We start from the raw sequence: 10,592 nt of genomic DNA, 5'->3' as shown, positions 1-10,592 counted from the left end.
CGGCAAGGGGTGCGGCTGCAGCGGGGCGACACCGTGTTCATCCGGACCGGCTGGGGGCCTTACTTCAGTTCGAACACCGCGCTCTACGCGGGCGAGTCCTCGCCGGGACCGGGACTCGATGCCGCCGACTTCCTGATCCGGCAGGGCGCGCGGGTGGTCGGCAACGACACGCTCACCTTCGAGAAGCGCCCGCCGGTGGTGATGGCGCCCAAGTTCCAGGTGTTCCCGGTGCACATGCGGCTGATCGCGGACGCGGGGATCTACATCGTGGAAAACCTCGACCTGGAGGAACTCGCGGCGCTCAGGGTGTACGCGTTCCCGGTGGTGGTGCCGCCGCTGAAGGTCAAGGGCGGCACCGGATCGGCCGTGCGCATCTTCGCGCTCGTGCCGCGCTGATCGCGCCTGCGGCTACAATCCGCGCGTCAGGAGAGAGTCCCCTCGGGGACCGCCGAAGGCGCATCAACGCTCAGGCACCAGGGACTGGCAAACGCCGCCATCGCGCGGCGTCACCTTGCTGGAGAGAGGCCGGCTGCCCAGGGGCAGCGGCCCACCGAAGGAGCAAGCCCGCCAAGGGTGAATCTCTCAGGTAACGAGGACAGCACGGGCCCATCCATCGTGTGTACGATGGCTCGTCGCCCCGTTGGAGTCCGCGTGTCCGCACCACAAGAAGAGCTGCAGAAAACCCCCCTCCACGCCCTGCACCTGGAACTGGGTGCCCGCATGGTTCCTTTTGCCGGCTACAGCATGCCGGTGCAATACCCGTGCGGCCTGATGGCCGAACACCTGCACACCCGCAGCGCCGCCGGCCTGTTCGACGTCTCGCACATGGGCCAGCTGCGGCTGGTCGGCCCCGACGCCGCCGCCGCCTTCGAAACCCTGGTGCCGGTCGACGTGGCCGGCCTGGGCGTCGACAAGCAGCGCTACGGCCTGCTGCTCACCGAGGAAGGCACGGTCATCGACGACCTGATGTTCGTCAATCGCGGGGATCTGAGCGCCGCCGGGCCGCCCCAAGGCGCGAACACCACTTCGGGGGGCAACGACCGCCACGCAGTGGGGGAGCTCGGGGACCCCGAGCTGTTCGTGATCGTCAATGGGGCCTGCAAGGTGGGCGACATCGCGCACATCGAGCAGCACATCGGCAACCGCTGCCGGGTCATCCCCATGCCCGAGCGCGCCCTGCTCGCACTGCAAGGCCCCAGGGCCGCCGATGCCCTGCAGCGCCTGGTGCCCGGCGTCGACCAGCTGGTCTTCATGAGCGGCGGCGCCTTCGCCTGGAACAGCGCCGACCTCTACATCACCCGCAGCGGCTACACCGGCGAAGACGGCTTCGAGATTTCCGTTCCCGGTGGCGTCGCCGAGGCATTGGCGCGGGCGCTGCTGGCCCAGCCGGAGGTCAAGCCCGTCGGCCTGGGCGCGCGCAACTCGCTGCGGCTGGAAGCCGGCCTGTGCCTGTACGGCAACGACATCGACACCACCACCACCCCGGTCGAAGCCGGTCTGAACTGGGCGATCCAGAAAGTGCGGCGCACCGGCGGCGAGCGCGCGGGCGGCTTTCCGGGCGCCGAGCGCGTGCTGGGCCAGCTGCAGGGCAGCGAGCCGCTGCGGCGCAAGCGCGTCGGGCTGGTGGCGCTGGAGCGCGTGCCGGTGCGCGAGCACACCGAACTGCAGGACGAGCATGGCCAGCGCATTGGCACAGTCACCAGCGGGCTGCTGGGCCCATCGGCCGACAAGCCGCTGGCGATGGGCTACCTGCCGCCCGAGCACGCCGGCCTCGGCAGCCGCGTCTGGGCGCTGGTGCGCGGCAAGCGCGTGCCCATGGAAGTCAGCGCCATGCCTTTCGTCGCCCATCGTTACCACCGCGGCTGAAGACCGCAACCAGGAGAACAAGCATGACCATGAAATACACGCCCGAGCACGAATGGCTTCAGCTCGAAGACCAGGAAGCCGCCGTTGTCGGCATCACGCTGCATGCGCAGGACGCGCTGGGCGACGTGGTGTTCGTCGACCTGCCGGAAGTCGGCCGCAGCTACGCCAGGGGCGAGGTGGCGGGCGTCGTCGAGTCGGTCAAGGCCGCCGCCGACGTCTACATGCCGATCGCCGGCGAGGTGACCGAGGTCAACGAAGACCTGCGGGCCGACCCGTCGCTGGCCAACACCGACCCGCTGGGCAAGGGCTGGTTCTTCAAGATCCTGATCAAGGACATGGCCGAATTCGACGTCCTGATGGACGAGCCGGACTACCAGAAGTTCGTCAAGGACAACACCTGAAACACCGTGTGGTCCCGGGCTCGAGCCGGGATTGATGGATTGCGGGGCCCGCCCGCAATGACAGAGGACCCCCAATGCTGATGCAATCCGCCCGGCCGCTGCGCGAGCTGGAAAACCCGTCCGAGTTCGTCCCGCGCCACATCGGCGTTTGCGAGTCCGACGAGCGCCACATGCTGTCCGTCGTCGGCGAAGCCTCGCGCCGCGCGTTGATCGACTCCATCGTGCCGCGCTCGATCGCGCGCAGCACCGAAATGAAGCTGCCGCCCGCGGTCGGCGAAGCGGCGGCGCTGGCGGAGCTGCGGGCGATCGCGTCGCGCAACAAGGTGCTCAAGAGCTTCATCGGCCAGGGCTACTACGGCACCCACACGCCGGGCGTGATCCTGCGCAACATCCTGGAGAACCCGGCCTGGTACACGGCCTACACCCCGTACCAGGCGGAGATCAGCCAGGGCCGGATGGAAGCCCTGGTCAACTTCCAGACCATGGTGTGCGACCTGACGGCGATGCCGATCGCCAACGCCTCCATGCTGGACGAGGCGACGGCGGCGGCCGAGGCGATGACGCTGGCCAAGCGCAGCGTGAAAGCCAGGAGCAACGTGTTCGTGGTGGCCGGCGACTGCCACCCGCAAACCATCGAGGTGGTGCAGACGCGCGCCCGGCCGCTGGGCATCGAAGTCAAGCTGGCCAACTCCAGGCCGCAATGGGACGAGCTTCTGGCCGGCGACTACTTCGCGGTGCTGGCCCAGTACCCGGCCACCAGCGGCCGCATCGACGACCTGCAAGCTGACGTGGCCAAGGTGCACGGCAAGCAGGCCGGCTTCATCGTCGCGGCCGACCTGCTGGCGTTGACGCTGCTGGTGCCGCCCGGTGAATGGGGCGCCGACATCGTGGTTGGCTCGACCCAGCGCTTTGGCATGCCCATGGGTTGCGGCGGCCCGCACGCGGCCTTCCTGGCCTGCCGCGACGCGTTCAAGCGCTCGATGCCGGGCCGGCTGGTCGGCGTCAGCGTCGACAGCCATGGCAATCCCGCCTACCGCCTCGCGTTGCAGACCCGCGAGCAGCACATCCGGCGCGAAAAGGCCACCTCCAACATCTGCACGGCGCAGGTGCTGCCGGCCGTGATCGCCAGCATGTACGCCGTCTACCACGGCCCGCAAGGCTTGACGCGCATCGCCCAGCGGGTGGCCGCGTACACGGCGGTCCTGGTGCGCGGGCTGCAGGCGCTGGGCTACGCGCCGCGCAACGCCGAAGGCGCGTTCGACACCATCTCGCTCAAGACCGATGCGCAGACGCCGGCGCTGATGCAGCGCGCGCTGGCCGCCGGCATGAACCTGCGCCGCGCCTGGGACGACTACCTGCTGCTGTCGCTGGACGAGACCACCACCCGCGCCGACATCGAGCAGCTGTGGGCCGTGTTCGCCACCGACGGCCAGGCCCTGCCCGGCTTCGCCGAGTTCGAAAAAGGCATCGAGCCGCTGATCCCGGCCGGCCTGCGCCGCACCAGCGCCTTCCTCACGCACCCGGTGTTCAACACGCACCACAGCGAGACCGGCATGCTGCGCTACATCCGCGGCCTGTCCGACAAAGACCTGGCGCTGGACCGCACCATGATCCCGCTGGGCAGCTGCACCATGAAGCTGAACGCCACCAGCGAGATGATCCCGATCACCTGGCCGGAGTTCGCCCACATCCACCCGTTCGCGCCGGCCGACCAGCTGCAAGGCTACGCGCAGCTGGATGAACAACTGCGCGCCTGGCTGTGCGAGGCGACCGGCTATGCCGGCATCAGCCTGCAGCCCAACGCCGGCTCGCAGGGCGAATACGCCGGCCTGCTGGCGATCAAGGCCTGGCACGACAGCCGCGGCGACGCGCATCGCACCATCTGCCTGATCCCCTCGTCCGCGCACGGCACCAACCCGGCCAGCGCGCAGATGGCGGGCATGCAGGTGGTGGTGACGGCCTGCGACGACGACGGCAACGTCGACATGGCCGACCTGCGCGCCAAGTGCGAACAGCACAGCGCCAACCTGGCCTGCATCATGATCACCTACCCGAGCACGCACGGCGTGTTCGAGACCGAGGTGAAGGCGCTGTGCGCGCTGGTGCACCAGCACGGCGGCCGCGTGTATGTCGACGGCGCGAACATGAACGCTCTGGTCGGCGTCGCGGCGCCGGGCGAGTTCGGCGGCGACGTCAGCCACCTGAACCTGCACAAGACCTTCTGCATTCCGCACGGCGGCGGCGGCCCGGGCGTCGGCCCGGTGTGCGTGGTGGCGGACCTGGTGCCGTTCCTGCCCGGCCATGCGTCGGGTGGAATGGGCGAGCGGCCAGTGGGCGCGATCTCGGCCGCGCCGCTGGGCAATGCGGCGGTGCTGGCCATCAGCTGGATGTACTGCCGGATGATGGGCGCCGAGGGCCTCAGGCACGCGACCGAGACGGCGATCCTGAGCGCCAACTACATCAGCGTGCGGCTGCGCGACCACTACCCGACGCTGTATTCCAGCCCGAACGGCCACGTCGCCCACGAGTGCATCCTGGACCTGCGGCCGCTCAAGGACAGCTGCGGTGTCACCGCCGAAGACGTCGCCAAGCGCCTGATCGACTACGGCTTCCACGCGCCCACCCTGAGCTTTCCGGTGCCGGGCACGCTGATGGTGGAGCCGACCGAGAGCGAGACGCTGGAGGAGATCGAGCGCTTCATCGAGGCGATGGTGGCGATCCGCGAGGAAATCCGGCGCATCGAGCGCGGCGACTGGCCGCAGGACGACAACCCGCTCAAGCACGCGCCGCACACCGCCGGCAGCCTGCTCAAGGGCGAGTGGACGCATGCGTACGAGCGCGGCGTCGGCGCGGCGGTGCTGGACGAACGTCGGCGTGCCAAGTACTGGCCGCCGGTGGGGCGGGTCGACAACGTCTACGGCGATCGCAACCTGTTCTGCAGCTGCGTGCCGATGTCGGCTTACGAGTAGCGCGCCACCGCCAGCGGTGGACCACCTCCCCCTCATCGTCTTCGGCGCCGCCCTGGCCGGCTTCGTGCAGGGCCTGTCCGGCTTCGGCTTCGCGATGACGGCGATCGCCGTCTGGGCCTGGGTGCTCGATCCGCAACTGACCGCGGTGCTGGCAGTGTTCGGCGCGCTGACGGGGCAGGTGGTGTCGGCCTTCACCGTGCGCCGCGGCTGGCACGCAGCCACGCTGCTGCCGTTCCTGGCCGGCGGCCTGGCCGGCCTGCCCCTGGGCTTGTGGCTGTTGCCGCGGCTGGACGTGCCCATGTTCAAGGCGGTGCTGGGCGCCGTGCTGGTGGTGGCCTGCCCGCTGATGTTCTTCGCTGGTCAGTTGCCGCGCATCCACCGCGGCGGCCACTTCGCCGATGCGGTCGCGGGCAGTGTCGGCGGCGTGATGGGCGGCCTGGGCGGCTCCACCGGCGTGGCGCCGACGCTGTGGTGCACGCTGCGCGGCTACGAGAAAGACCGCCAGCGGGCCGTGATCCAGAACTTCAACCTGGCGATGCTGGCCATCACCTTCGCCAGTTACCTGGCGACCGGACTGGTCCAGCGGCCGATGCTGCCGCTGTTCGCGATCGTCGCACCGGCCATGCTGGTGCCGGCCTTGTTCGGGGCCCGGGTCTACCTGGGCATCAGCGAACTGACGTTCCGCAAGGTGGTGCTGGGCCTGTTGGCCGCGTCCGGCCTGGGCTTGCTGGCCTCCTCCCTGCCCGTGCTGCTGGCTCGCTGGCCCGCCCCTTGAAAGCGCGCCGGCGCGCCCCTAATTCGGGAACGCCAGACACGGCAGAAAGGAGCAACGCACATGATCCCCATGTTCCGGTCCTCCCCGGACCTGTTGACTGAACTCAACCGCGTGCAGAGCCTGCTCGAGCAGGTGTTCCGCGCCCCCGGCAGCTCCAGCATCCGCTCCGGCGCGGGCGGTTTTCCGGTCATCAACGTCGGCACCACCCCCGGCTCGGTCGAGGTGATGGCCCTGGCCCCTGGCGTGGCGCCGGACAGCCTCGACATCACCGTCGACCGTGGCCTGCTGGTGATCGCCGGCGAGCGCCGCAGCGAACTGCCGCAGGCGGGCGAGCGCACCAGCGTCTATGCCAACGAACGCCACGCCGGGCCCTTCCGCCGCGTGGTCAGCCTGCCGGAAGACGCCGACCCCACGCGGGTGAGCGCCAGCTTGCGCGACGGGGTGCTGCGCGTCAGCGTGGCCAAGCGCGAGTCGTCGCTGCCGCGCCGCATCGAAGTGCAATGAGACACGAGGAGGAAACACCATGGACAACGCCATGCAAACCACTGCCACGGCCCCGGCCCGCGCCGAAGGCCAGCAACAAGAACAGGTCCAGCAGCACGTGGTGCCGCCGGTGGACGTGTTCGAAACCGAGTCGGCCATCACGCTGCTGGCCGACCTGCCGGGGGTCTCGCGCGAGCAGCTGACGCTGCGCGTGGACGGCGAGACCTTGCTGCTCGAAGCGACGGCGACGGCCAGCGGCCCCGACGGCATGCAACTGGTCTACGGCGAGGCGCAATGCGCCGCCTACCGCCGCCAGTTCACGCTCAGCCGCGAACTGGACGCCGCGCGCATCGAGGCCAACCTGCGCGAGGGCGTGCTGCGCCTGACGATTCCCAAGGCCGAGGAAGCGCGGCCGCGCAAGATCGAGGTCCAGGTGGGCTGAACGCAACGCGACACCGGCGCGGCGCGCCGGTGGGCCATGCCTTCGCGCACAATGGCGACACGGTCCGGGACACCCGTCCCGCCCGTACCGCGAGGAGGCTGGCATTGGCGTTGAAGGCTTACGTGGTGGAAGACAATCCGGCGATCCGCGACAGCTTGCTGGAGGCCCTGGCGGAGCTGGGCGGCATCGAGTCGGCCGGCTCCTCGGGCAGCGAGAAGCTCGCCGTCGCCTGGTTGCGCGACGCCGCCAATCACTGGGACATCGCCGTGGTCGACCTGCTGCTGGAGCCCGGCGGCAGTGGCTTCGGCGTGCTGCAGGCAATGCGCGACCGCGATCCGGTGCGCAAGATGGTGGTGCTGACCGGCACCGCCGCCCCCGAGGTGCGCCGCCGCTGCGAAGCCATGGGCGCCGACGGCGTGTTCGACAAGGCGATGGAAACCGAGGCGATGCTGGACTACTGCGTCGCCCTCGCCCGCGCCGCCGGCGGGCATTGATCGCGTGGTAGCTTGGTAGATCCCGTGACGCGAGGGTGCACCTTTGCTGCGCACCTTGCGGCGGTGGCTGGTGCGCAGCGAAGCTGCACACCTTGCGCGGCGACGGGGCCTAGGTGTTCTGCGCCGCCACCTGCCGCAGCGCCTGCTCGAACAGCTCGGGCGGCTGGCCGCCCTGGATCAGGTGCTTGTTGTTGATGATCACGGCGGGCACGGCGTGGATGCCCAGCTGCTGGAAGTGCTGCTCGCGCTCACGTACCTGCGCGGCATAGCGCTTGCTCTCCAGCACCTCCCGCGCCGCGGCTCGCTCCAGCCCCGCCGCCTGCGCCGCATCGAGCAACACCGCCTGGTCGGCCGGGCTGCGGCCTTCGCCGTGGTAGCTGCGCAGCAGCGCCATCTTCAGGTCGCGCTGTTGCCGCGCGCCCTGCTCGCCGGCCCAGAACAGCAGGCGGTGGGCGTCGAAGGTGTTCCAGACGCGCCCGCGCCCTTGCTCGCTGAAAGCGAAGCCGACATCCGCGCCGCGCTGGCGGATGCCGGCGCGCGCCGCTGCCTGCTGCTCTGGGGTCGAGCCGTACTTTTGGGCCAGGTGCTCGGTGATGTCCTGCCCTTCCGGCGCCATCTGCGGATTGAGCTCGAACGGCTGGAACCGCAGTTGCACCTCGACCTCGCCCTGCAGCTGCTCGAGCGCGCGTTCCAGCGAGGCCAGGCCGACGGCGCACCAGGGGCACGCGACGTCCGAGACGAAGTCGATTTGCAGGGGAGTGGTCATGAAGCAATGGTAGCTCGCAGCGACAATCCCTGCCGCCATGTCAACCGCCCACCGACCCCGTCACCGGCAGCACGATGCCTGTGATGTAGCTGGAACACACAGGTGATGCCAGGAACACATAGGCCGGCGACAGCTCTTCCGGCTGGGCCGGCCGCTTGTAGTCGGTCTGCTTGCCGAACTCGACGATCTCCTGGGCGCTGCGGTCGGCCGGATTCAGCGGCGTCCACACCGGGCCGGGCGCCACCGCGTTCACGCGGATGCCCTTTTCCAGCAGGCTGGAGGCCAGCGACATGGTGAAGGCGTGGATCGCGCCCTTGGTGGCCGAGTAGTCAAGCAGCTGCTTGCTGCCCTTCAAGCCGACCACCGACCCGGTGTTGATGATGCAGGAGCCCTTCTTGAGGTGCGGCTCGGCCGCGCGCGCCATGTAGAAGTAGCCGTAGATGTTGGTCTTGAAGGTTTCGTCCAGGCGCTCGTCGGTGATGTCCTGCAGCGAATGCGCGTGCAGCTGGAAGGCGGCGTTGTTCACCAGGATGTGCAGGCCGTTCAGTTCCTGCACGGTCCTCTCGACCGCCTGCTTGCAAAACTTCGCGTCCTTGACGTCGCCCGGGATCAGCAGGCACTTGCGCCCTTCCTTCTCGACGCAGCGTTTGGTCTCCTCGGCGTCCTCGTGCGAGCTGAGATACACGATGGCGACATCCGCGCCTTCACGCGCGTACAGCACCGCCACCGCGCGGCCGATGCCGGAGTCGCCGCCGGTGATCAGCGCCGTCATGCCTTCGAGCTTGCCGCTGCCTTTGTAGTCCGGCGCGTCAAAGCGCGGCTTGAGCTGCATGTCGGCTTCCTGGCCGGGCTTTTCCAGGTGCTGGGCCGGGACCTTGTCGGGCTGGGTGCGGGCGCTGGTCTGCACGCCCTTGTCCTTGCCGCCCTCCTCGCCGCCTTCGGCCGGCTCCTTGCGGTCCTGCTCGCGCTGCAGCGCGCGCTGCTTGCCGGCCGCGGCTTGGGTGTCGGTACTGCGCGGCGTGCTCTTCGCGCTGGGCTTCTTGTCCATGGGGCCTCCTGTTGCCGAACCACCATGCTGCGGCGGCGCGCGCGCGCCATGCCGCAGACAAGCGCGGACACCGCCGTCGGAATCTGCCTACGTGTGGCCCAGGACAGGGTGCGGCTCGTACGCCGAGGTAGCGCACCTTGCCGGCCTTCACCAGGTCGTGCTGCGCCTCCATGATCTCCTCCATGGAGGTGTGCGCGTCGAGCCGGTGGATCTGGTACAGGTCGATGTAGTCCATGCCCAGGCGTTGCAGGCTCCGGTCGACCGCGTGGAACAGGCGCTTGCGCGACAGGCCCCGATGTTCGGCCGCATCGCCCCTTGGCGCCGGCCGCGCCGCCCTTGAAGCCCAGGTCGACCGGGTGGTACACCTTGGTCGCACCACCGCTTCTTCGCGGCGGCAGAACTCGCGCACGAACTTGCCGGTGAGCACCTCGCGTTCGCCGGCCGAATAGGTGTCGGCGGTGTCGAAGAAGTTGATGCCCAGCCCCACCGCATGCCGCACCAGCGGGCGGGATGCTTCCAGCTGCAGGATCCAGGGCCGCCATTGCGGCGTGCCGTAGGTCATCATGCCCAGGCAGATGCGGGAAACCTTCAGGCCGGTTCGGCCCAGGCGGGTGTAGCCCATGCGTTCTTCGTCTTGGCCGGGCGACCGGGTTGCCCAACCGCTCAGCCGGCGGCGGATTTCTTTTCCCGCAGGTAGCGCTCCACGGCGTCGCTCTGGTGGCCCGCGTGGTGCACGGCATCGCGCAACTGGTCCATGCTGACGTCGAAGACGCGGCACCAGTAGAGCACGTCGGTCTGCCGGGTCAGGTCGATGCGCCGCGCGCTGTCGCCCGTGCTGGAAGCCTGGTCCATGGAGCTCTCCTTTTGCTGGCCGGATGATGACGCGAAAGCCGCCGGGCGGGCAAGCGCTGCGCCTAGCCGTTGCGCTGCGGCCGGGGCCGCTCGGGCGCCAGCGCATAAGCCTGCCGCTCGAAATGGTTCTCGCGGTACGGATTGCGCCCGCGCAGCAGCTGCAGCAGGCTGGACAGCAGGTAGGCGGGCAGGAACAGCGGACCCCAGCGCTCGTACTGGCGCACGTGCACATGTTCGTGCCGGCGCAACTGCGCAAGCGCCGCATGGTCGACGCCGATGATCACGTGGCCGAGCGTCATGGCCGAAAAGCGCACTGGCTGGGGCAGCCGGCCGATTCCGCGGCCCAGGGCGCCGCCGGCGAATTCCAGCGCACCGAGCTTGCGCCGCCAGGTGCCGCCAAGCAGCAGGCTGAACAAGCCCAGCAGCAAGCCGAGCGCCGTGTAAGGGGCAGCCCAGGCGTACTTCAGCGCGCGTGCAAGGGTGGTCACGGAAAAGA

At 69.4% G+C, this 10,592-nt stretch carries 12 protein-coding genes, 1 pseudogene and 2 riboswitches; of the genes and pseudogenes, 8 read left to right on the top strand and 5 right to left on the bottom strand.

Translation table 11 applies throughout. The annotated features are described in order from the left end of the window. The 8 genes from JWP65_RS08915 to JWP65_RS08880 all read left to right on the top strand — a co-directional run. Window positions 1–396: cyclase family protein (locus JWP65_RS08915; protein WP_299762876.1), on the top strand; the 396-nt coding region annotated here is incomplete at its 5' end. A gap of 17 nt (window positions 397–413) precedes the next feature. After that, window positions 414–493: riboswitch (glycine riboswitch) on the top strand. 11 nt (window positions 494–504) lie between these two features. Continuing rightward, a riboswitch (glycine riboswitch) is annotated at window positions 505–609 on the top strand. Window positions 610–651: 42 nt separating this feature from the next. Beyond that, window positions 652–1,866: a glycine cleavage system aminomethyltransferase GcvT gene (gene gcvT / locus JWP65_RS08910; RefSeq protein WP_299762874.1), complete on the top strand. Its 1,215-nt coding sequence runs from the start codon at window positions 652–654 to the stop codon at window positions 1,864–1,866. A gap of 23 nt (window positions 1,867–1,889) precedes the next feature. Next, window positions 1,890–2,267: a glycine cleavage system protein GcvH gene (gcvH, locus tag JWP65_RS08905; protein ID WP_299762872.1), complete on the top strand. Its 378-nt coding sequence runs from the start codon at window positions 1,890–1,892 to the stop codon at window positions 2,265–2,267. Between the two features lie 74 nt (window positions 2,268–2,341). Continuing rightward, window positions 2,342–5,236 carry an aminomethyl-transferring glycine dehydrogenase gene (gcvP, locus tag JWP65_RS08900; RefSeq protein WP_299762870.1) on the top strand — a complete coding sequence of 965 codons (2,895 nt, stop codon included), beginning with the start codon at window positions 2,342–2,344 and terminating at the stop codon, window positions 5,234–5,236. A 16-nt stretch (window positions 5,237–5,252) separates the two neighbouring features. Continuing rightward, the gene (locus tag JWP65_RS08895) at window positions 5,253–6,011 is read left to right on the top strand and encodes a sulfite exporter TauE/SafE family protein (protein WP_299762868.1); all 759 of its coding nucleotides are present in this window, start codon (window positions 5,253–5,255) and stop codon (window positions 6,009–6,011) included. Between the two features lie 60 nt (window positions 6,012–6,071). Then, window positions 6,072–6,515, top strand: coding sequence for an Hsp20/alpha crystallin family protein (locus JWP65_RS08890; protein ID WP_367280489.1), 444 nt, complete (start codon window positions 6,072–6,074; stop codon window positions 6,513–6,515). Between the two features lie 19 nt (window positions 6,516–6,534). Beyond that, on the top strand, window positions 6,535–6,936 hold the full coding sequence (locus tag JWP65_RS08885; RefSeq protein ID WP_299762866.1) for an Hsp20/alpha crystallin family protein: 402 nt from the start codon (window positions 6,535–6,537) through the stop codon (window positions 6,934–6,936). A gap of 104 nt (window positions 6,937–7,040) precedes the next feature. Continuing rightward, window positions 7,041–7,430: a response regulator transcription factor gene (locus JWP65_RS08880; RefSeq protein WP_299762864.1), complete on the top strand. Its 390-nt coding sequence runs from the start codon at window positions 7,041–7,043 to the stop codon at window positions 7,428–7,430. 109 nt (window positions 7,431–7,539) lie between these two features. Here the strand turns inward: JWP65_RS08880 and JWP65_RS08875 are convergent, their stop codons facing one another. The 5 genes and pseudogenes from JWP65_RS08875 to JWP65_RS08855 all read right to left on the bottom strand — a co-directional run bounded on the left by JWP65_RS08875 (window position 7,540) and on the right by JWP65_RS08855 (window position 10,584). Next, window positions 7,540–8,196, bottom strand: coding sequence for a DsbA family oxidoreductase (locus JWP65_RS08875; protein ID WP_299762862.1), 657 nt, complete (start codon window positions 8,194–8,196; stop codon window positions 7,540–7,542). Window positions 8,197–8,236: 40 nt separating this feature from the next. Continuing rightward, window positions 8,237–9,244 carry an SDR family oxidoreductase gene (locus JWP65_RS08870; protein ID WP_299762860.1) on the bottom strand — a complete coding sequence of 336 codons (1,008 nt, stop codon included), beginning with the start codon at window positions 9,242–9,244 and terminating at the stop codon, window positions 8,237–8,239. Window positions 9,245–9,368: 124 nt separating this feature from the next. Beyond that, window positions 9,369–9,866, bottom strand: a pseudogene (locus JWP65_RS08865) (aldo/keto reductase); the annotation flags it as partial. A gap of 41 nt (window positions 9,867–9,907) precedes the next feature. Next, the gene (locus tag JWP65_RS08860; RefSeq protein WP_299762858.1) at window positions 9,908–10,096 is read right to left on the bottom strand and encodes a DUF3606 domain-containing protein; all 189 of its coding nucleotides are present in this window, start codon (window positions 10,094–10,096) and stop codon (window positions 9,908–9,910) included. A gap of 62 nt (window positions 10,097–10,158) precedes the next feature. Next, window positions 10,159–10,584, bottom strand: a complete 426-nt coding sequence (locus JWP65_RS08855; RefSeq protein ID WP_299762856.1) for a signal peptide prediction — start codon at window positions 10,582–10,584, stop codon at window positions 10,159–10,161. Window positions 10,585–10,592 lie beyond the last annotated feature (8 nt).

This window comes from Ramlibacter sp. (assembly GCF_028292805.1).
In the GTDB taxonomy this organism is placed as follows: Bacteria; Pseudomonadota; Gammaproteobacteria; order Burkholderiales; family Burkholderiaceae_C; genus Ramlibacter.
Note: the sequence above shows the minus strand (reverse complement) of the source record. Positions and strands in the feature narration are given on the sequence as shown.

Excerpts from the sequence above, each read along its gene's own strand:
- gcvH (WP_299762872.1), top strand. The coding sequence starts at position 1,890 with ATGACCATGAAATACACGCCCGAGCACGAATGGCTTCAGCTCGAAGAC.
- gcvP (WP_299762870.1), top strand. The coding sequence starts at position 2,342 with ATGCTGATGCAATCCGCCCGGCCGCTGCGCGAGCTGGAAAACCCGTCC.
- JWP65_RS08890 (WP_367280489.1), top strand. The coding sequence starts at position 6,072 with ATGATCCCCATGTTCCGGTCCTCCCCGGACCTGTTGACTGAACTCAAC.
- JWP65_RS08885 (WP_299762866.1), top strand. The coding sequence starts at position 6,535 with ATGGACAACGCCATGCAAACCACTGCCACGGCCCCGGCCCGCGCCGAA.
- JWP65_RS08875 (WP_299762862.1), bottom strand. The coding sequence starts at position 8,196 with ATGACCACTCCCCTGCAAATCGACTTCGTCTCGGACGTCGCGTGCCCC.
- JWP65_RS08870 (WP_299762860.1), bottom strand. The coding sequence starts at position 9,244 with ATGGACAAGAAGCCCAGCGCGAAGAGCACGCCGCGCAGTACCGACACC.
- JWP65_RS08860 (WP_299762858.1), bottom strand. The coding sequence starts at position 10,096 with ATGGACCAGGCTTCCAGCACGGGCGACAGCGCGCGGCGCATCGACCTG.